Here is a 20,183-nt window from a genome sequence, read left to right on the forward strand (position 1 = left end):
TTAATGCTGAGCGTGATACTGGTCAGCGCTGGCGCACACGCTCGCACGCTGACCGACATCACCGGCCGTAAGGTAGAGATACCCGACCATCCGCAGCGTATTGTGCTGGGTGAAAGCCGGATGCTCTACAGCGTCGCGCTGCTGACGCCCGGCAATCCGCTGCAGCATATCGCTGGCTGGCCACAGGATCTGAAAAAGTATGATCCCCAGACCTGGCAGATTTTTGCCAGTAAGTTTCCGCAGATGGAGGAAATTCCGGTACTGGGTCTGGATGGCGTCAATGACATGAATCCCGAACAGGTGATCGCACTGAAACCGGACCTGGTGATCCTGCCGCAGCTGGCGCGCGGCAGTGAAAGCGGAGCAGTGCTGGAGAAGATGCTCAGCGCGGCGCATATCCCGGTGGTGAAGATCGATCTGCGGGTTGAGCTGCTGAAAAATACCGAGCGCAGCATGACCCTGCTGGGCGAGGTGCTGAATCAGCCCCAGCGGGCTGCTGACTTCAATCGCTTTTACCGCAGCCACATGCAGCGCATTGAGAGCCGACTGGCGGGCTATCACGGTGCTAAACCTAAAGTTCTTTTGCAGCTGCATCTCGGGCGGCGCAGTGAATGCTGCGTGACGTCGGTGAATGGCAACCTGGGTGAGCTGCTGCGCTTTGCCGGGGGCGACAACATCGCCAGTCAGCAGATCAAAGGCGTGTTCGGACGGCTGAGTGAGGAGAGTGTGATTGCGGCACAGCCCGACTTTTACTTCGCCACCGGCACCGGCAGCGCCGATGAAGCGGGAGCCTTAAAACTCGGTCCCGCCGTCACAACAGCGCAGACCCGGCAGAGCCTGCTGGCGCTGACCGGTCAGCAGAATGCGCTGAAGCAGCTGACGGCATTGCGGGACGGTCATGCCGGGGCAATCTGGCACAACTTTTACCTCAGTCCGTGGCACGTGGTAGCGACAGAATTCTTCGCCACCACGCTCTATCCGCAACTGTTCCGCGATGTCGATCCTGAACAGACATTGCGGCAGCTGTTCCATGATTTCCTGCCGATCCCCTATTCGGGCAGCTACCTCTACCGGCTCGCACCGGAGGCGACGTCGGACTCAGGCGGCTGACAGCCCGTGATTTTTCACCCGGACGATATCGGCCATCACCGACAGCGCAATCTCCGCCGGGGTTTTGCTGCCGATAGGCAGGCCGATGGGCGCATGGATGCGGTCCAGTTCGGCACGATCCATGCCGGCGATCTGTTGTAGTCGCGCCCTTCGTTTCTCGCTATTTTTCGCCGAGCCCATGATGCCGATATAGAACGCGGGTGTCGCGATCGCCTCCATCATCGTCAGGTCATCAATGCGGGGATCGTGGGTCAGTGCCACAATCGCCACCGCTGCATGCGCGCCGTTCAGCTCCAGCCAGCGCGCCGGATGCTGTGACACCAGCGTCACGTTGTCCGCAGCGCTGAAGTGGCTCTCCAGCTCCGTCAGCATCTCCGGTCGGTGCTCACAGACCCGCACGTGAAATCCCAGCATCTGCCCGAGCCGGATGCACTCATATGCCACAGTCGAGTAGCCCGCGATCAGCAGTTCCGGTATCGCACCAACCGGCAGTAACATCTGCTGTTCACTGGCATCCAGCGCAGGCAACACCCTGTCAGGGGCGAGCACTTCCCACTGCGCACGTTCGCCGGGTCGTATCATTTTCACCATCGGCTGCTGTCCGCTCAGCGCGCGCTGCATGGCCGTCAGCAGCGCCAGCGTGGCATCATCGGGCGGCAGAAACTCAATGACGATCTCCAGGCTGCCGCCGCACGGCAGGCTGACGTCAGGACGCATTCCGCCTTCACCGTACCGCACCCGCTGACTGCTGGCGCGATAGGCTCCTGCCGCCAGTTGCGCCAGAAAGTCCTCTTCAATGCAGCCGCCCGACAGCGATCCGCAGTAAGCACCCGTTTCGTTAACCGTCATCAGGGTGCCAGGCGCGCGCGGCGAAGATCCATAGGTGCGCAGCACCGTGCAGAGCCAGACCTGCTGACCCGCCTGGCAGCTGCTCAGTGCCGCATTAATCACACGTTGATCCAGCGTAATCATGAAAATTCCTTTATTAACTGCAGATCAGCAGGGAGATCGATATCACACAAACAGCCGCGATCCTGAAGCGGCAGCCGGACGGCGAGTGACTTCACCGCCGCCTGCGGCCCGGCATCGCCCTGTAGCGTGCTCAGCATCGGATAGCAGGGGTGCTGAAAGCCAACCGGATGGCCCGGCCTGCCGTCAATCCACGGCCTGACGATCGGCGCGTCCGCCAGCGCGGCGCTGACGGCGCGGTAACTTTCAGGCGTGACAAACGGCATATCGCCCAGCGCAATCAGCCAGCCGTCATAGTCACGGCTGGCTTTGACACCTGCGGCGATTGATTCGCCCAGCCCGCCGCTGTCACACAGCACCAGGGTAGCCTGCGAGCAGAGCGCCTTAAGCGCAGCGGCGTCCGGGCGCGTGACCACAAACAGGTCAAGACCACTGGCAGCGGCCTGCTCCAGCGTGCGTTGCAGCACCGGTTTGCCATTCAGATCGGCCAGCAGCTTATGCTCACCCGCCTGCTGGCGAAAACGGCGACTCAGCCCGGCGGCCAGCACAATCAACGCTATCTTCACTCTTTCTCTCCGCTAAGCGTGAAAAACGGGCGCAGGTTTCAGCCCGCGCCCGCATATCCTCACATCGACCTGCTGGCAGCAGGTCAGGAACAGGCTCAGATAATCTTATCGAGAGTAATAGGTAAGTCGCGCACCCGCTTACCGGTGGCATGGAACACCGCATTACTGATCGCTGCCGCCACGCCCACGATACCCAGCTCACCCACGGCTTTACCGCCCATGGTGGTCGCCTCAAAATCGGGCTCGCCAACGTTGATGGTGGTAATGCTCGGGATGTCACCGTTAACCGGCACCAGATAGTCCGCCAGGTTGTTGTTGATCACCCGACCATTGCGTGGATCGACGATGCCCTCTTCCATCAGCGCCTGACCGACGCCCATGATCATGCCGCCAATCCACTGGCTGCGCGCCAGTTTAGGGTTGTAGAGACGACCGCTGTCGAGCGCCGCCACCATCCGTTTGACCCGGATAGTGCCGAAATCTTCATCGACCCGCACTTCCACAAACTGCGCGCTCCAGCTGTGGGCCGAGAATTTTTCAGGGCGGCTCATGTCATTAAGGTTGCGCACCATCTTGTCGCGCTCGCTCTGTGACAGATCGTCCGGGAAAGTGCCGCCTTTCACCGTCAGACTCTCCGCCGGTGCCAGGCTTGCCAGCCGGGCAAATGAGACCGCCAGACCGCTGCGCAGATTATGCTGAACCCCGTCGCCTTTCAGCGTGAGCTGAGATGCCGGAGTGCCATTCAGTGGCGACTGTGGCAGCTCGCTGGCGAGTTTCAGCAGCTGGTCGCGCATTCGTCTGGCGGTATCGTTCACTGCCGCGGTCACGTTGCCCGCAAGCTGCGATCCACCTGCGACACCGGCACGCGGCAGCTCAGTATCACCCAGCTGAACCTCAATGGTGGTGGAGGCGACGCCAAGAATGTCGGCAGCGGTCTGCGCCAGGATGGTATAGGTCCCGGTGCCGATATCCGCACCGGCGCACTGCACCACAAATTTACCCTGTGGGGTCAGGATGATTTTTGCCTCAGCAGGCAGTTTGTTGACCGGATAGGTGCCAGAGGCCATGCCCCAGCCAATCAATTCACGCCCTTCGCGCATCGACCGCGGCGTCATAATGCGCTTATCCCAGCCAAAGGCCTCAGCCCCTTTCTGATAGGCTTCTTTCAGGCGACGCGAACTCCACGGCAGATCGAGCTGATAATCTTTGTCCGCCCAGTTGCGCAGACGCAGTTCCAGGGGATCGATATTCAGGGCATAGGCCATCTCGTCCATCGCCACTTCCAAGCCAAAGGCGCTGGGGTTTTCACCTGGCGCCCGCATCCAGCCTGGCGTCACGGTATTGATCGGCCTGACCTGATGCTGGGCGGAGACGTTGCCCACCGCATACATGCGGGCGGTGACTTTGCTGCAGTTCTCAGCAAATACATCGATTAATGAGGTTTCACTGAAGCTGCGCTGGATAATCGCCTGGATTTTGCCGTCACGCGAGGCACCCAGTTCCAGCTGCTGCGAGGTGGCGGGACGTCCGCCCAGACCAGTAAAGGTCTGCGGTCGGGTCAGCGACACTTTGATAGGACGCTTCAGCGCTCGTGATGCCACACTGGCCAGTGCGACGTGGGTGTAAGGCACCGGCTTGGACCCAAATCCCCCGCCGACATAGGGCGAAATAATCCGCACATCTTCAACGTCAATGCCCATCCACTCGGCGATTTCCACCTGCGCGCCTGCCACCCACTGACTCGGCTCCCAGACGGTCATGCGTCCATCCTGCCACTCAGCGACACAGGCGTGCGGTTCCATCGGCATGTTGTATTCGCGCGGCGTGGTATAGCGCTGGCTCAGACGCACCTCGGCCTGCTGCATCGCCGCCTGTGCATCGCCCATATCGATATCCTGTTTCGATACCGGTTTCGGTTCGACACCCTCATCGGTGGCAAAAATCAGTGCAGGCGAGGTTTCATAGTCGATCTCCACCAGCGAGGCGGCATAAGTTGCCTGCTCAAACGTCTCTGCCACCACCAGACCGATGTTCTGGCCGTTGTGAATAATCACATCGTCCTGAATCGGGGTATAGGTTGACTGCGCCGCGCCGCCGTCTGCAATCGCGGTAGGTTTGTTGATCTTCAGGCTATTCAGATGGGTATAAACCGCCACCACTCCCGAGGCCTGCTGCGCCTTTTCCGTAGACATCCGGCTGATACGGCCGCTGGCAACAGTAGACTGGATCACCACGCCATAGAGCGGATTTCCCGGCTGATGTTCTACCGCATACCGCGCCTCACCGGTGACTTTTACTTTGCCGTCACCCCGCGAGCGCCCGGCGCCCAGTCCCTCAATCGGATCGGTGGTTTCTGGTTCCGCCGTGGCAGTATCACTGGCACTGGCGCTTTGCATACTCAGCCCCAGGCTGCCCGCCGCTGAGATCGCCGCCGTCGCCTTCAGTAACTCCCGACGTGATTTGTCATTTACGTCACTCATGCGGTTTCTCCTGCTGCCATCAGCGCACGTGCAATCACACGCGGCGCCAGTTTTACTTTATAGGCGTTGTGGGTCAGCGCCTGCGTCTCCTGTGTAATCCGTTCTGCCGCCTGGAAGACCGTCTCTTCATTAAACGGCTGGCCCTCCAGCGCCTGCTCCACCGACCTGACCCGCCAGGGTTTGGTGGCGACGCCGCCCAGCGCAATATGGACCTGACGCATCACGCCGTTCTCCAGCGTGAAGCCTGCGGCCGCGCTAGCTGCAGCAAACTCATAAGAGCTGCGGTCACGGACTTTAAGGTAGTGTGAGTGTCGCAGTGACTCGGTTTGCGGCACTTCAATGGCCACAAGAATTTCGTCATCGCGCAGATCGTGCTCACGATCAGGTGTGTCACCCGGCAACAGGAAGAAATCATCAATCGCGATGCGACGGGTTTCGCCCTGCTGATTCTGCAGGACCACGATGGCGTCAAACGCCACCAGCGCCACCGCCAGATCGCCGGGATAGACCGCGATGCAGCTGTCGCTGGCGCCCAGGATGGCATGATTGCTGTTAACGCCATCCAGTGCGGCGCAGCCGGAACCCGGATTGCGTTTGTTGCAGGCGGAAAAGGTCGCCGGATCGCGGTAATAGGCGCAACGGGTACGCTGGCGTAAATTACCGCCCAGCGTGGCCATGTTACGAATCTGCGGTGACGCGGCCTGCCACAGGCTGCCGTAGATGGCTGGCGCGTTCTGCTGGCAGGCGGGATGATCTGCCAGGCCGCTCATGGTGACCAGCGCGCCGACCGTGATCTTATCGTCGTCAAACTGCAGGTTTTTAAGCCCGGTCAATCCAGTGATGCCGATGAGCTGCGGCGGCGTGAAGACCCCACACTTCATCAGATCGAGTTGTGTGGTGCCCCCTGCCAGAAACTGGCTGCCAGACTGCTGTTTCAGGGCTGCGGCTTCCTCAGGCGACTGCGCGACTTTCCAGCTGAATTCATTCATGCGGACTCCTTCGCCATCTCTGCTGCGGCCTGTTTAATCGCATCCACAATGTGCGGATATGCTCCACAACGGCAAAGGTTGCCGCTCATATACTCACGGATCTCATCTTCTGAACCCGCATGGCCCTCTTTGATGCAGGCGACGGCGGACATAATCTGACCCGGTGTACAGTAGCCGCACTGGAAGGCGTCATTCTCCATAAAGCAGCGCTGCACCGGGTGCAGCTCACCTTCGGTGGAAGCCAGCCCTTCAATGCTGGTCACTTCGGCGCCATCCGCCTGAGCCGCCAGCGTCAGGCAACTCAGCACCCGCTGGCCATTAATCAGTACCGTGCAGGCACCGCACTGCCCCTGATCGCACCCTTTTTTGGTGCCGGTCAGGTTAAGATGCTCACGCAGCGCATCAAGCAGGGTGACACGGGGATCGACCTGCATCTGCTGCGACTGACCATTAACCTGCATTGTTAGCGATATTTTTTCCGACATTGTCTGCTTCCCATTGTTGGGGGCCAAAAGATGTAATTTTTTATAGGTTTATTTCTGACGGGGTTCGAATCGGGGGAAAATCGTGATAACCCTAATCTTTACGCGCGTATCTCTGCTTTAAGGTTTAGCAGCTTTTTGGCAATTTTGCGGGGAAGCCGGGAAAAGTAAGTGTTATCTGAATGGCGGAGCGAGGTTGAATCGGGATAAATATGTGTTCATACAACGCTCATCTAAATGATTTTATTAACTTTATTGAAAAAAGCTTTTATAGCCGTCGTTCATAGGGTTTATCTGTCCGCCTCATTAATCCTGCCGCGAAATGTGTAACCCTGAAAGGCAATTTCGGGTCTGATAGCAGGTCGGGTAGCGAAGCCGTAGTTAACGTCGATAAATCGGCCTGTCCCGACCGGGATAACCGATCAAACAGGTCAGAGGGCCTATGCTGAAAGAAAATTTTAACGATCTGATCTATCTGGTGGTGGTAGCAGAAGAGCGCAGCTTCACCCGGGCAGCGGCGAAGCTGGGTGTGTCGCAGTCGGCACTGAGCCACGCGATTCGCGCTCTGGAAGAGCGTCTTAGCGTCCGGTTGCTGACGCGCACTACTCGCAGCGTTGCCCCGACAGAAGCCGGTGAACGGCTGATCACTACCCTCGCCCCGCTGTTCAGCGAGATTGAGTCTGAACTGGTCAATGTCACTGACAGTCAGGGTAAAATCTCCGGCAACATTCGTATCACCGCAGGCGAACATGCGCTCACCTCTACACTCTGGCCGCTGCTCAGGCCCTTTCTTCAGCAATACCCCGATGTCCATGTTGAAGTGTCGGTGGATAACAGTCTGACCGATATTGTCAGCGGCCGTTTCGATGCAGGCGTGCGACTGGGTGAGCAGGTCGAAAAGGATATGGTGGCGGTACGCATCGGGCCGGACTGGAATATGTGCGTGGTGGCAGCCAGCAGCTATTTTGATCAGCACGGCAGACCTGAGACTCCCTATGATTTACAGCATCATAACTGCATCAACCTGCGGCTGCCGACGCTGGGTGGCCTCTATAACTGGGAGTTTATGCGTGATGGCAAGGAGATCAGGGTCAAAACGCAGGGTCAGTTAATTTTTAATCATCTCGCGTCGCGCATTGATGCCGCACTGAGCGGGATGGGGATCTGCTATGTGCCGCAGGATAGCGTTGCGGAACACCTTAAAAGTGGCCGTCTGGTTCAGGTTTTGGCTGACTGGTGTGAGCCTTTTCCGGGTTATTATCTTTACTATCCCAGCCGCAGACAGCACACCAGCGCCTTTACACGTTTGATTGATGCGGTGCGCTATCGCGGTTGAGAGACAGCCGCGATAGCCAGTCAGCTGGCATTAAGCCGCTGGCGCTCCAGCTGCCGCGTTTTGCGACCTGAAATCACCATCGCCACAATAAATACCAGTGCAAACAGCACCACGATCGTGGGTGCTGGCGCGCTGTCGATAAAGAACGAGAGATAGACCCCACTCAGCGACACCAGCACCGACACCACGACCGCCACCAGCAGCGCATGTGAAAAGCGTCGGGTCAGCAGAACTGCGATAGCACATGCCAAAGATGACTTTTGGTTACGTAAAAGCAGATGTACTGGCAGACAAGGATGCCCAGTTCAAACTGATTAACTTCTGCAGCATTGTCTGCCAGTCGCAGTGGCAGAGCTGATACCAGACGGTGTAAAAAGGCAGATCACATGAAAGCGCCACATTTGGCAGAAACCCTGCCATTTTCTGTAGCGCTTTTCAGGGAGAGCTTGAATAATTTTTGTTTTATACCCCTTTGCTGAACAGTTTGCTCAGCGGTGAGATCCCCATCGGCTGATCGCTCATAGTTTCTTTAACGTGACGAACTTACAGGTATACTCGCGATGTGAAAAAAGTAATGAACGTGCATCATCCTTTTCGGCTTACTGAAAATTTAGATTTTGAGATTTTATTCACCAGATGATGATCTCAATCCTTTACAGTGTTTAGGACAGGGACTTCAGGATAAAAAATGGTAATAGTTTGCCGCCGGGATTACACCTCAAGCTAAAAGCTTCTGGATTATCTGCCAAAACCATATTTGAGACAACTCCCGTCTTTTTTGCTAAAATCCATCACCAGTCGTGGGATTCTGGTAAGTTAACTATAGGTGCACTGAGTCGGAACAATCTATTCATTAATTAAAATCAAGAGATTAAGGAGGATTTCATGAGTGATAATGAAGGGAGTCAAAGACTCCTGACACCTGGCGAAATAGCGTTAGCAAAATCAGTATTCGGAAATTCAATCGTCTATCCTCGCGTGTGGATTCATCATGCAAGTTACTTTCCCTTCAAACTTCAGGGTAGAAATACCGCAATGAGCCCCAATGGAGAATTATATTTCCGGGACTGGTATTGCGAGAACTTTTCAATTCAATCTTTTCAGTTTCAACATCTTTTCATCCATGAAATGTCGCATGTCTGGCAGTATCAAAGGGGCATATGGGTACGTATGAGAGGCCTTGTTAGTGGCTTTGTTAGCTACGAATACTCTTTTGAAGAAAATAAAAAGCTGTTTGATTATAGATTAGAACAACAAGCACAAATTATTGCTGATTACTTTTTGCTTTCTAAATTTGGGCTTAATATGTGGCTGGCAAGACGTGGTAAAGATGGCGAAGTTTCTTATGTTGGATCAGTAGACAATAAGATTCATTCAAAATATCAAAAAGTTCTTGAGGGGTTCCCGTTCTAATGAATATTTTAACTAAGACCTTAATCCCTGTAATTTTTCTCTTGAGTGGTTGCACGCTGGGCGAAAACCTGGATAATCGATATACTAAAGAAACACCGGTTCCGGCCCATGTCCAGAATAGTGATGTATGTGTTTCTATACCAATACAAAGTGATGAAAAGGTTGTATCCGCGTTAACTTATAATATGAAAAACCCCTCAGAACAGGTTATTTTCCCTGCTGACAAACAACCCAAAGCTGGCCTTTTTTGCATTCAGCCAGAAGAAATAAAACTTGAAAATGGACAAACATACCTCATTTATATTGAAGTAAATAAAAAAGCAGGCGGTGAGAATAAAAAGGCGACAAGAAAGGCCTATGTCTCTACCTTCCAGACTGTACAACAAGGCAACAACCTGACAATCACTCCAGCAATGAAAAAATAAATTAAAAGCCCGCATACTTTGTATGCGGGTTAATTTACCAGATTGCAGCCAATCAATTCCACCCCAAATCAGTCAACGCAACCAAAATTATTATTATATTTTTCCAAATGGTGATAAAAATATCTTTCATATTCTTCAGCTGATTCAATTAAAATCGTCACTTCTGTGAGCTTTTCATCAATTTGCTCGGAGCTATCCACAATAGTTATAAACTTCGTATGAATATGCAGACTCCCATCTCGCTTAAAAAGTGCAAGTTCAGTCATTGAATCATTTCTTTGATAAAAAGTGGTAGGCTTAAATTCTCCATAAACAAACCCCATCGGAGGATCACCGAACTCCAGTTCAGTGAGACCAATCACATTACTTCCTTTTCTGATCTCAAATGTCATTACCATTTCCTTTGAGTCATGTTCATAGGTTTAGAATACTCTGAACATCCGTTTGCACATAAAGTCCCAACTTACCGCATTCATGCTGGTCATCACTCTACTCATGCCTGCCGCTCTCGCGAAGTTTCAGACGCTCCAGCTGTCGCGTTTTGCGGCCTGAAAACACCATCGCCACGATAAACACCAGTGCAAACAGCACCACGATCGTGGGTGCTGGCGCGCTGTCGATAAAGAACGAGAGATAGACCCCACTCAGCGACACCAGCACCGACACCACGACCGCCACCAGCAGCGCATGTGAAAAGCGGCGGGTAAGCAGAACTGCGATAGCACCGGGCGCGATCAGCAGGGAAATCGACAGGATGATCCCTACTGCTTTCAGCGTCGCCACAATGGTCAGCGAGACCATGCAGAGCAGCCCATAATGCAGCCAGCGTGCGGGTAAGCCAGAGACCTGCGCCTGCTGCGGATCAAAACTGAATAGCATAAAATCACGCCATTTCACCGCAATGACCCCAACGATCACCGCTGCGATAAGCGAGGTCTGAATTATGTCAGCGCCCGTAATGCCGAGCATGTCACCAAACAGAATGTGATCAAGATGCACCTCCGGCTTCACGGCGATATAGAGGATCAATCCCACCGCGAACATGCCGGAAAAGACGATTCCCAGCACCGTATCCTGCTTGATACGACTGTTGTCCTGCACAAATCCACTGGCAACGGCACAGAACAGACCTGCGACAAACGCACCCACCGCCAGCGGCAGCCCGGCCATCCAGGCGAGGACGATGCCGGGGAATACCGCATGGCTCATGGCATCGCCCATCAGCGCCCAGCCTTTCAGCACCAGAAAGACCGACAGCAGCGCACAGGGGATCGCCACCACCAGCGCAATCAGCAACGCACTGTTCATAAAAGCGAACTGGAAAGGTTCAAAGATCCACATCAGCCAGGCTCCTTTTCGGGACGATGGCGGCCACGACGCCGGTTAGCCAGCAAGCCATGTTTGGGCGCAAAGACAAACGCCAGCAGGAACAACAACGTCTGCGCCACCACGATGATGCCGCCCGTTGCGCCATCCAGGTAGTAACTCGCCAACGCACCGAGAAAACTGGTGATACTGCCAATCGCTACGGCAATCATCAGCAGACGCGGGAAGCGGTCGGTGAGCATCCAGGCCGTCGCGCCTGGCGTCACCACCAGACAGATCACCAGAAATGCACCGACGGTTTGCAGCGCCGCCACGGTTGAGACTGCCAGCAGGGTAAAGAAGAGGACTTTCAGTCGTTCAGGACGCAGTCCGATGGCGCGCGCGTGATTCTCATCAAAGAAGGTGACCATCAGATCCTTCCACTTAAACAGCAGAATGATGATCGACAGCCCGCCAATCAGCGCCAGCTGGAGTATATCCGCGGGCGCAATCGCCAGAATATTGCCGAGCACAATGGTCTGAATGTTTACCGCGGTCGGATTGAGCGACACCATAAACAGACCCAGACCAAAGAAGGAGGAGAAGATCAGGCCGATGATTGCATCTTCTTTTAAGCGGGTGCGCTGATTGAGTAACAGCATACTGCCCGCCGCCAGCCCACCAGAGAGAAACGCGCCCAGCGCAAAGGGCAGTCCCAGCATGTAAGCACCCGCTACGCCCGGCACGATGGAGTGCGACAGCGCATCGCCAATCAGCGACCAGCCTTTGAGCATCAGGTAGCAGGAGAGAAACGCACACAGGCCGCCGACCATGGCGGAGACCCACATCGCGTTGAGCATGTAGTGATAACCAAAAGGCTCCAGTAACAGTTCCATGGTCAGTTCCCGTCTTCAGGTGCCGTACGTGGCGCAATAAAAGGCCGCTCATCGTCGGTGATAATCTGATCGTCCAGCCCTTTCACCATCACATGACGCAGCACCCCACTGAATGCACGCTCAAGGTTGGCGGCGGTAAAGGTGGTGCGCGTCGGGCCGCTGGCCAGAATGGTGCCTTTGACTATCACGGTGTAATCGCAGAACTCCGTGACCGATCCCAGATTATGCGTTGAGACCAGCATGGTCTTGCCTTCATCGCGCAGCTCACCCAGCAGGCTGATGATTCTGGCCTCAGTCTGAACGTCCACGCCGGTAAACGGCTCATCCAGCAGGATAACGCTGCCCTGCTGGGCAATGGCGCGCGCCAGAAATACCCTTTTCTTCTGTCCGCCGGAGAGTTCACCGATTTGACGATGGCGGTAATCCAGCATATCGACCCGCGCCAGCGCATCACTGACAATCTGCTGGTCGTGCGGTTTCGGTCGACGCAGCAGGCCCATATGACCATAGCGACCCATCATTACCACATCTTCCACCAGCACCGGAAAAGACCAGTCCACCTCTTCCGACTGCGGCACATACGCGACCAGACTCTGACGCAGTGCTTCACGAGTTGGCATGCCGAGCACTGAGATGCTGCCGCTGGCGAGCCGGACAAAGCCCATCAGCGCTTTGAACAAGGTTGACTTGCCTGAGCCATTGACGCCCACCAGCGCCGCAATCGATCCGCCCGGCACGCTGAAGCTGGCATCATGCAACGCGGTGTGACCGTTGCGATAGGTCACGGTAACATCGGAAACCACGATGGTGTCTGTCATTGCGCTTTCTCTCCCGCTTTGATGCCCTGTGCCAGCGTCTCCGTGGTGACTCTGAGCAAATCCAGATAGGTCGGCACCGGTCCCTGAGCGTTGCTTAATGAGTCGACGTAAAGCACCCCACCGTAATGCGCACCCGTTTCCCGCGCGACCTGGCGGGCTGGCTTATCCGACACGGTGCTTTCACTGAACACCGCCGGAATCGCATTTTTCTTCACCTGGTCGATCACTTTTCTCACCTGTTGCGGCGTGCCTTGCTGATCAGCATTTACAGGCCACAGGTAGAGTTCTTTCATGCCCAGGTCGCGAGCCAGATAGGAGAATGCGCCTTCGCTGGTCACCATCCAGCGTTTATCCTCCGGGATGTCGGCAATCTGCTGGCGAAGCGGATCCAGCGCTGCGGTGATTTTTTGTTTATAGCCAGCTGCGTTCTGACGATAGGTTTCCGCATGCGCCGGGTCATATTTCACCAGCGCATCACGGATATTATCGACATAGATCAGCGCATTGTCCGGAGACATCCAGGCGTGCGGATTCGGTTTACCGTTATAAGGCCCCTCGCCAATGCCGATCGGTTTTACCCCGGCAGAGACAATCACTTCCGGCACCCCATCCAGATGCTGATAAAAACGCTCAAACCAGCGTTCGAGATTAAGCCCGTTCGCCATAATTAACTGCGCACCCTGCGCCCGTTTGATATCGCCGGGCGTCGGCTGATATTCGTGTATTTCAGCACCCGGTTTGGTAATGGAAGTGACTTCGGCCGCATCGCCCGCCACGTTTTTTACCATGTCAGCGATGACCGTAAACGTCGTCACTACCTTAAATTTTTCTGCTGCATAGCTGCTGGTCGCCATCAGGGTTGTCAGTAGCGCACTCAGTAGCATCATGGTTATTTTTCTTTTCGGGACCATAGGGCGATCTCCAGAGGTGATTAAAAACAGAACATAATTAGCATAGGCTATTTTTTATAGCACAGGCTATACCTTTGTAACAGCGAAGGGTTGTGAAGTTTCTTCAGCGTCCGGGCCCGAATGTGAAGTTTTGTAAGCTAGATGTTTTACTTATTGATATGTAGAAAGTTAATTTCATTGATGGAAAGTTTATGGAAAGCGTGATGTATAGCTATAACCGGGTTTTACGCCTTTCTCATCTGTGGTTGAGTAAACCGCAAAAGCGATAACAGGATTACAAAAAGCCCATCCTGACGGCGCAATTTACCGAACAACGTTCTGACACCTGGCGGCACTCACATGACACGCATAGCAGACCGACAATTAAAATAATCTTATTGATAGGCTGAATTGATTAAGCTTCGTAAATTTTTTTGCTACAGTTAATGTTACTTACCGCAATCACCCAGGAGGATAATTTGTATTTTTCCAGCGACGAAAAAGCGAATGTCATCATTGGCGAAGCCGCAATGAACCTGTTTAATGCCGGTCAGGAAGTGAATGTTGAACTGCTGATTAATGAACTAAGGGTCATGGCTGACTCTGAAGTTAATGAGACTCGCCTTGAGCAGATGCAGCATGCGCTTCAATGGCTGATGGGGTTCAAAACCATCGGTTCCCGCAGCACCGCCCCGGCGAACTGGCTTGCCAAAACCACTGGCAAAGAGCCCGCTGCTCCCGTCTCTGCCGATGACATCTTCTTTAAACACTAACCCAGGTGTGCCGTTCCTCTCCGGCCTTAATATTCAGGTCGGAGCGTCGGTGGGGTGTGAATGATACAAGAATCTGGTACAATTTTTACCTCGCTACAAACTCCTCGTAACACCCTGTTTTAAAAGCCTTAGCACTTTTTGCACAAAAAAATTAATCCCAAAAATCCAAAATTCTGTACAAGTTTTGCAAAGATGTATAACTTGCGCATCCAGAGTGCATACATTTAAATCACCTGAGGACAACAACATGCGTCAGAACGGACAAGCCCCGGAAACGATCAGCGATATTGCCCGTTACTTTAATCAGGCCAGCTCACCGTCGCAACAGGAGACGCTGGGTTCGGTTGTGGTGGAAATTCTGCGCGCAGGTCATAGCCTTAGTCGGAAAACGATTTGCAGTAAACTGCTGAGTCGCCTTGAACTGGCTGCCACGCCAGAAGAAGAGAGTCATCTGCATGAACTCATTGCGATGCTGTTTCGTCGCGAAGATTAATGCCCTCTCACGGTCGTGCATGTTAATCAGGACGCCTGTTTCAGCCATCACCCAGGAAGATCTATCCTAGCAATAAAGCCCAGTTCTGCTTCCCGTATCGGGTGCACTAAGTCGCACCCGCTGACGCATACGGACCCGCAGCATGGCCATTGATTCGCAATCAGAGAAGCCAGTATGTACAGAAGTGAAGATGAGAAACTGACAGATGTTATGATCGGCGAAGCCGTTCTGACATTACTCAAGTCAGACAAACCGGTATCCAGCAACGCCTTAATCGCACAGCTCGAACTGATGGCTGCTGATGCTGACGACGCCGTGAAAGTGTCAGTGATTCGCAAAGCCATCACTGAAGTCCGTAATGGTATGGTTGCCGCGCGCAAACGCGTGCAGGGCGACGGTGCCGAACGTGATAACACGGCTCATCGTATGAACAGTGATGGCCCGCCTGAAGGTTCGAAAAAGCACTGATTGAGCGTACTGCGTACCTGATACATGCGGCTAATTTTAAGCGAAGCGGCAGACCTGAACAGAATTTTTAAGGCGGGCTGGGCAAAACGAAAACTGCGCCTACACTCGTTTTTGACTTCAACCATTGCATCTGACCCATTTTCCTCAGAGAAAGAATAATCATGCAGCATTCATCATCAGATTCTTCAATCATTGACTACTTCCGTAGCGCAGGCGATCAGCTTGCTCCGGAAACTGAACTGCTGGGCGCAGTGATTCGTGACATTGTTGCTGATCAGGGACGTGTAACCAATAAAGCGATCATCCTCTATTTGATCGCTGAACTGGAATGCACTTCAGATGTTGTCAGGCTGGATGTGTTACGCAAAACGCTGGAAATCGTGGTTGGCCGCACGCCAGACGATACCGGCATCTGATACGCCATTCTGCGTTACCTCTGGTAACGCAGGATACTCTTCCCCCTCGCCCGCTTTTGTTTCCTTCCCTCACTTTCGCTGTATACCCGATATGCCACACAGAAATTATCCGATATAAAAATTCTTTTGCAGGTTAATGATGTAGCAGGGATTTGATCCCGACGATAACGCTTTTTTGCAATCATGCCAGATGATGATCATTCAGGCTTAATAAGACCTGCCAATGAAAAGGCGAACTTCTTTATCAGAAATTCGCCACCCCTAATGAATAATCAACAGAAAGATCTGACTGACATTTTTAATGAGGTCATCAACCGTCTCGCTGAATAAAAAACAAACGACTCACAAAAAATCCGTTTTAATGGCTGCGAGCAATATGCAAAGCCTCTTATGATCGCCGATGTCAAAGGTAGCAGGGACGCTATCATGACACAGGCCGGGACAACGCCCGGCATCAGGCCTGGCAACCTTAATGCATCTTACGAGTGAAAAAGCTTATCGCTTCCTGACACAATGCTTTCAGCCTGCTGTCACGCGTCTCTTCGCTCAGGCGAAACAGCGCGTCCGTAATGTCGTGGAAATGAACCGGCTCTCCCGCCTTGATCAAATCACTGACTACCGCACCAACCAGCGCACGGATTTCATTATCGTTGTCGTACTTCACACGACCTCCCGATGGTGTATGCATATACAGTCTATCATTAGCGGGAGCCAAAAAACAAAAAAGCCGTAGGGTGGGAAATATAAGCGAAGCGGCAAAAAGGTTATTAACTATACAACTTCAGAATATTATCTTGCTTTATTTTCACCCCATGCAGCCCTGAAGCTATAAATAGCCAAAACGTGGTAGCAACCGCTGTAATCTATTTATGCCCATGTATATTGAGAGTTGGATAGTTATATATCGCGGAAACAGACTTTTGGCTGAATGTGTTATAAACACTTTTACGACTCACTGTTTGTTGCGATAACCTGCGGGGCAGCTTTCCCGGCCTGATATGTGCTGACCAGCCTTTCACAAATGATCATCTGACAATGGCCAGCAGTATGATAAAACTATCGTCATCCTCTGGTGTCACGAGCAGCACATGGCTAAATTTACCCTGAAACAGATTGCTGCCCAGTCGGGACTCAGTCTGGCGACCATCGACCGGGCCCTGCATCAGCGCGGCAACGTGCATGCCACGACCCAGCACCGAATCCAGCAGGCGATAGCGGACCTGGAACTGATGCAAAAAGCGGGACTCGCCAGGGGAAGAACGATCTATTTCGACGTCATCATGCATACACCTGACCGCTTTCAGCCACTGATACGTGAGGCGTTCAGCAGTCAGATTGCCAGTTTTACTGCCTTTAAACTTCAGCTTCGTTTCCACTTCGGCGCGAATTTGACTGCGGAGGCGATTAACGCGCTGCTGAATAAAAAAGCGTTGCATAGTCACGGCGTCATTCTTAAGGCAGCCTGTTCTGGTGAACTTCATCCCACCCTTGAATCACTGCTGAAACAACGCGTTCCGGTGGTCACCATGATGAGTGACCTGCCCGGCAGCGCGCGCCTGCGCTATATCGGCATGGATAATTTTGATGCCGGTAAAGTGGCGGCTTTTCTGATGTCAAAATGGCTGCGGGTGAGTCGTTCGCATATTGTGGCTGTGACCGGCAGTCACGATTTCATTGGCGAACACGAGAGAATTCAGGGGTTTCAGCGAGCAATGCAGGAGTTTGCGCCCCAGCATCAGGTGAGCGTGGTGGCAGGCGGTTATGGCATTGACGCCCGGATGCAGCAGTCTGTGACACAGTTTTTGCAGAGACATCCGGATGCAGATGCGGTCTACACAGTCGGTGGCGGTAATCCCGGCATACTGCGCGCTTTTGCCGAACAAAAGCGGACGGTTAACGCTTTTATTGGTCACGATCTCGATCGTGAGAATCGTGCACTGCTGCAGGCTGGTAAAATTGATGCATTAATCGAGCATAATTTACAGCTTGATGCGCTGCACGCCTTCAGAACGCTGCTGGCGTTTCATGGATTTTTGCCCGCCTCAGAACCGCCCGCGCCCTACTCTAAAATCAACATCATCACCCGTTACAACATGACAGCCTGAAAAACTGTCAGGCAATTAATGAGCCCGGCTCATAACCGTTTGCCGACTGAGCGGGCTAATCACGCTCCGGCTTGCCGGTTACACTGTGCATGACACGTTAACAACAGGAGTGAGTAATGAAAATTATCGCCAACGGATCGCTGCCTTCGCGTAAAGGACCTGCTGAATATTTTACCGGTACGGTTCGGATTGATGCACCATTCCAGGCAACCGAACCCGCCCGCGTGGGTGGCGCAACGGTGACTTTTGAACCGGGTGCCCGCACCGCATGGCATACCCATCCACTCGGGCAAACCCTGATCGTCACGCATGGCCAGGGCTGGATTCAGTGTGAGGGTGAAGCCATTCAGGTGATGAACACCGGTGATATCGTCTGGATCCCGGAAAACGTGAAGCACTGGCACGGTGCAACGCCGGATAACGCCATGACGCATATTGCTATCGCTGAGTCACTGAACGGCTCGCCGGTAGACTGGCTGGAGCAGGTCAGCGATCAGCAATATCAGCGCTAAATCAGACGTGCACTCTGTCGCTAAAGTCTGACGTGATCGATCAGCGCCCTCAGCTTGGGGGCCAGGTTTTTACGGCTGGGAAAATAGAGATAGAAGCCGGCAAAGGCAGGCAACCATGCGTCGAGCAGGGTCACCAGTTCGCCACGTGCGATGTAAGGCTGGAAGGTTTCTTCCATGCCAAAGCTGATGCCGCCCCCGGCGCAGGCGGTGCGGATCATCACCCCCATGTCGTTGGTGGTGAGTTGCGGATTGACGGCAACATCAAACTCGCGTCCCTGCTCTGCGAACTCCCAGCGATAAGGGGCCAGACCAGGCCCTTTTCGCCAGCCGATGCAGCGATGATTGACCAGATCCTGAGGATGTTGCGGCGTGCCTGCGCGAGCCAGATAGGCGGGTGACGCCACCGCCACCTGACGCTGCGCGGTGGATACCGGCACCGCAATCATATCCTGAGCAATCACCTCCCCCAGCCGCACGCCCGCGTCATAGCCTTGCCCGACAATATCAAACTCCTCATCGGTGACGGTGATATCCAGCTCCACCTGCGGGTAAGCGGTAATAAAGCTCGCCAGTAGTTTTCCCCCCAGCATCCGCTCAGCAATCGAGGAGATCGCCAGCCGCAGCTGGCCCCGAGGTTCCGCAGCCAGTTCGGCAATATCGGTCACGGCGCGATTGAGCTGGTTGATCGCCGGCGCCACTTCGGCATAGAGCCGCTGTCCGGCTTCGGTCAGCTGAACCGATCGTGTGGTGCGCTGCATCAGCGTGAGGTTAAGCCGGTCTTCCAGACGCCGCAGACTCTGGCTGATCGCCGGACGCGTAACACCTAATTGTTCTGCGGCCAGCCGGAAATTTCGCGTCTGCGCCACAATCACAAAAACTTCGAGAGCATTTTTATCGGCATTCATTGGTCAGATTGAGTTACCAGTGCGTAAAGTGTTCGGTGGATTATCTTTATAATCCAGTCGCCGTATGATCGCCAGTGACAACCTGACTGGAGAAACAAAATGACTCAGAAAGTGATTTTAATTACCGGCGCCTCAAGCGGCATCGGTGCAGGCATTGCACGTGAACTGGCGAAAACAGATGCCATTCTGCTGCTGGGTGCGCGGCGGGAAAGCCGCCTGGCCGCGCTGGCTGAAGAGCTGCAGTTCAATGGTGCAGAGGTGGCGATCAAAGCGCTTGATGTTACGCGCCGCGAAGAGATGACGCAGTTTGTTGAGTATGCGCTGGAGAGATGGGGCCGGGTGGATGTAATGATCAATAACGCCGGTATTATGCCCTTGTCTCCGATGGCGTCGCTGCGGGTGGAAGAGTGGGAACAGATGATCGACGTAAACATCAAAGGGGTGCTGTATGGCATTGCGTCAGTGTTGCCGACCATGCTGGCCCACCAGCGCGGCCACATCATCAACGTCGCGTCGATAGGGGCGCTGGCCGTGTCGCCCACCGCAGCCGTCTACTGCGCCACTAAGTTTGCGGTGCGGGCGATTTCCGACGGATTACGGCAGGAGAACAGTCAGCTACGGGTGACCTGTGTCCATCCCGGTGTGGTTGAGAGCGAGCTGGCATCAACCATTACCGATCCGGCAGCCGCCGAGGCGATGCAGCACTATCGCGCTATCGCGTTGCAGCCGGACGCCATTGGTCGCGCCGTTCGCTATGCCATTGAACAGCCTGAAGAGGTGGATGTGAACGAAATCGTGGTGCGGCCAACCCGAACGCAGCAGTAAGCAACCC

General features: G+C 54.1%; 23 protein-coding genes and 1 pseudogene. 11 read left to right on the forward strand and 13 right to left on the reverse strand.

What is annotated here, in order from left to right:
- Positions 1 to 3: 3 nt before the first annotated feature.
- Positions 4 to 1,110 carry an ABC transporter substrate-binding protein gene (locus NR195_RS01260; protein ID WP_088234225.1) on the forward strand — a complete coding sequence of 369 codons (1,107 nt, stop codon included), beginning with the start codon at positions 4 to 6 and terminating at the stop codon, positions 1,108 to 1,110.
- Here the strand turns inward: NR195_RS01260 and NR195_RS01265 are convergent.
- The 5 genes from NR195_RS01265 to NR195_RS01285 form a co-directional block, all read right to left on the reverse strand.
- Positions 1,099 to 2,082, reverse strand: coding sequence for an XdhC family protein (locus tag NR195_RS01265; protein ID WP_256843937.1), 984 nt, complete (start codon positions 2,080 to 2,082; stop codon positions 1,099 to 1,101). The two genes, NR195_RS01260 and NR195_RS01265, sit on opposite strands and share 12 nt — an antisense overlap.
- Positions 2,079 to 2,645: an NTP transferase domain-containing protein gene (locus tag NR195_RS01270; protein WP_033768802.1), complete on the reverse strand. Its 567-nt coding sequence runs from the start codon at positions 2,643 to 2,645 to the stop codon at positions 2,079 to 2,081. The genes NR195_RS01265 and NR195_RS01270 overlap by 4 nt, the downstream gene beginning before the upstream one ends.
- A gap of 95 nt (positions 2,646 to 2,740) precedes the next feature.
- Positions 2,741 to 5,125, reverse strand: coding sequence for a xanthine dehydrogenase family protein molybdopterin-binding subunit (locus NR195_RS01275; RefSeq protein ID WP_033760772.1), 2,385 nt, complete (start codon positions 5,123 to 5,125; stop codon positions 2,741 to 2,743).
- Entirely contained in the window at positions 5,122 to 6,114 is a 993-nt protein-coding gene (locus NR195_RS01280) for a xanthine dehydrogenase family protein subunit M (protein WP_256843938.1), read from the reverse strand. Before NR195_RS01280 ends, NR195_RS01275 begins: the two co-directional genes overlap by 4 nt.
- Positions 6,111 to 6,599: a (2Fe-2S)-binding protein gene (locus NR195_RS01285; protein ID WP_022624540.1), complete on the reverse strand. Its 489-nt coding sequence runs from the start codon at positions 6,597 to 6,599 to the stop codon at positions 6,111 to 6,113. The genes NR195_RS01280 and NR195_RS01285 overlap by 4 nt, the downstream gene beginning before the upstream one ends.
- 439 nt (positions 6,600 to 7,038) lie before the next feature.
- Here NR195_RS01285 and NR195_RS01290 point away from each other — a divergent pair, with 439 nt between their 5' ends.
- On the forward strand, positions 7,039 to 7,932 hold the full coding sequence (locus tag NR195_RS01290) for a LysR family transcriptional regulator (RefSeq protein ID WP_010246903.1): 894 nt from the start codon (positions 7,039 to 7,041) through the stop codon (positions 7,930 to 7,932).
- Positions 7,933 to 7,952: 20 nt separating this feature from the next.
- Here the strand turns inward: NR195_RS01290 and NR195_RS01295 are convergent.
- A pseudogene (locus NR195_RS01295) lies at positions 7,953 to 8,174 on the reverse strand (metal ABC transporter permease); the annotation flags it as partial.
- A 643-nt stretch (positions 8,175 to 8,817) separates the two neighbouring features.
- On the opposite strand from NR195_RS01295, the gene NR195_RS01300 reads away from it, so the two are divergent.
- Positions 8,818 to 9,345, forward strand: a complete 528-nt coding sequence (locus tag NR195_RS01300) for a type IV secretion protein Rhs (protein ID WP_187505791.1) — start codon at positions 8,818 to 8,820, stop codon at positions 9,343 to 9,345.
- Entirely contained in the window at positions 9,345 to 9,770 is a 426-nt protein-coding gene (locus NR195_RS01305) for a putative T6SS immunity periplasmic lipoprotein (protein WP_256843939.1), read from the forward strand. Before NR195_RS01300 ends, NR195_RS01305 begins: the two co-directional genes overlap by 1 nt.
- A gap of 68 nt (positions 9,771 to 9,838) precedes the next feature.
- Here NR195_RS01305 and NR195_RS01310 read toward each other — a convergent pair whose 3' ends face one another.
- From NR195_RS01310 to NR195_RS01330, 5 genes are all read right to left on the reverse strand, one after another.
- Positions 9,839 to 10,162 carry a hypothetical protein gene (locus NR195_RS01310; protein WP_033768791.1) on the reverse strand — a complete coding sequence of 108 codons (324 nt, stop codon included), beginning with the start codon at positions 10,160 to 10,162 and terminating at the stop codon, positions 9,839 to 9,841.
- 97 nt (positions 10,163 to 10,259) lie between these two features.
- Complete coding sequence (locus tag NR195_RS01315) at positions 10,260 to 11,111, reverse strand: metal ABC transporter permease (protein WP_256843940.1); 852 nt, start codon at positions 11,109 to 11,111, stop codon at positions 10,260 to 10,262.
- Positions 11,111 to 11,971 (reverse strand): iron/manganese ABC transporter permease subunit SitC, encoded by an 861-nt coding sequence (gene sitC, locus NR195_RS01320; RefSeq protein WP_256843941.1) that lies wholly within the window; start codon positions 11,969 to 11,971, stop codon positions 11,111 to 11,113. Before sitC ends, NR195_RS01315 begins: the two co-directional genes overlap by 1 nt.
- A gap of 2 nt (positions 11,972 to 11,973) precedes the next feature.
- Positions 11,974 to 12,789: a manganese/iron ABC transporter ATP-binding protein gene (locus NR195_RS01325; RefSeq protein WP_010246897.1), complete on the reverse strand. Its 816-nt coding sequence runs from the start codon at positions 12,787 to 12,789 to the stop codon at positions 11,974 to 11,976.
- Positions 12,786 to 13,700, reverse strand: a complete 915-nt coding sequence (locus tag NR195_RS01330) for a metal ABC transporter substrate-binding protein (protein ID WP_154210184.1) — start codon at positions 13,698 to 13,700, stop codon at positions 12,786 to 12,788. The genes NR195_RS01325 and NR195_RS01330 overlap by 4 nt, the downstream gene beginning before the upstream one ends.
- A 458-nt stretch (positions 13,701 to 14,158) precedes the next feature.
- On the opposite strand from NR195_RS01330, the gene NR195_RS01335 reads away from it, so the two are divergent.
- The 4 genes from NR195_RS01335 to NR195_RS01350 all read left to right on the forward strand — a co-directional run bounded on the left by NR195_RS01335 (position 14,159) and on the right by NR195_RS01350 (position 15,829).
- Positions 14,159 to 14,452, forward strand: coding sequence for a hypothetical protein (locus tag NR195_RS01335; RefSeq protein ID WP_010670559.1), 294 nt, complete (start codon positions 14,159 to 14,161; stop codon positions 14,450 to 14,452).
- 247 nt (positions 14,453 to 14,699) lie between these two features.
- Positions 14,700 to 14,945: a regulatory protein YcgZ gene (gene ycgZ, locus NR195_RS01340; RefSeq protein ID WP_010246891.1), complete on the forward strand. Its 246-nt coding sequence runs from the start codon at positions 14,700 to 14,702 to the stop codon at positions 14,943 to 14,945.
- A 174-nt stretch (positions 14,946 to 15,119) separates the two neighbouring features.
- Positions 15,120 to 15,413 (forward strand): hypothetical protein, encoded by a 294-nt coding sequence (locus NR195_RS01345; protein WP_010670560.1) that lies wholly within the window; start codon positions 15,120 to 15,122, stop codon positions 15,411 to 15,413.
- A gap of 161 nt (positions 15,414 to 15,574) precedes the next feature.
- On the forward strand, positions 15,575 to 15,829 hold the full coding sequence (locus NR195_RS01350) for a biofilm/acid-resistance regulator YmgB/AriR (RefSeq protein ID WP_010246887.1): 255 nt from the start codon (positions 15,575 to 15,577) through the stop codon (positions 15,827 to 15,829).
- Positions 15,830 to 16,298: 469 nt separating this feature from the next.
- Here NR195_RS01350 and NR195_RS01355 read toward each other — a convergent pair whose 3' ends face one another.
- On the reverse strand, positions 16,299 to 16,493 hold the full coding sequence (locus NR195_RS01355; protein WP_010246886.1) for a hypothetical protein: 195 nt from the start codon (positions 16,491 to 16,493) through the stop codon (positions 16,299 to 16,301).
- 424 nt (positions 16,494 to 16,917) lie between these two features.
- Between NR195_RS01355 and NR195_RS01360 the strand changes: the two genes are divergently transcribed.
- Together NR195_RS01360 and NR195_RS01365 are read left to right on the forward strand one after the other, a co-directional pair.
- Positions 16,918 to 17,934 (forward strand): substrate-binding domain-containing protein, encoded by a 1,017-nt coding sequence (locus tag NR195_RS01360; protein ID WP_045139984.1) that lies wholly within the window; start codon positions 16,918 to 16,920, stop codon positions 17,932 to 17,934.
- A 116-nt stretch (positions 17,935 to 18,050) separates the two neighbouring features.
- Positions 18,051 to 18,446, forward strand: coding sequence for a cupin domain-containing protein (locus tag NR195_RS01365; protein WP_010246880.1), 396 nt, complete (start codon positions 18,051 to 18,053; stop codon positions 18,444 to 18,446).
- Positions 18,447 to 18,466: 20 nt separating this feature from the next.
- On the opposite strand, the gene NR195_RS01370 is transcribed toward NR195_RS01365, so the two are convergent.
- Complete coding sequence (locus NR195_RS01370) at positions 18,467 to 19,351, reverse strand: LysR family transcriptional regulator (protein ID WP_167423124.1); 885 nt, start codon at positions 19,349 to 19,351, stop codon at positions 18,467 to 18,469.
- A 99-nt stretch (positions 19,352 to 19,450) separates the two neighbouring features.
- Between NR195_RS01370 and NR195_RS01375 the strand changes: the two genes are divergently transcribed.
- Entirely contained in the window at positions 19,451 to 20,176 is a 726-nt protein-coding gene (locus NR195_RS01375) for an SDR family oxidoreductase (protein WP_245115060.1), read from the forward strand.
- Positions 20,177 to 20,183 lie beyond the last annotated feature (7 nt).

This window comes from Pantoea sp. Ft-CA_14 (genome assembly GCF_024520875.1).
GTDB classification, from domain to species: domain Bacteria; phylum Pseudomonadota; class Gammaproteobacteria; order Enterobacterales; family Enterobacteriaceae; genus Pantoea; species Pantoea agglomerans.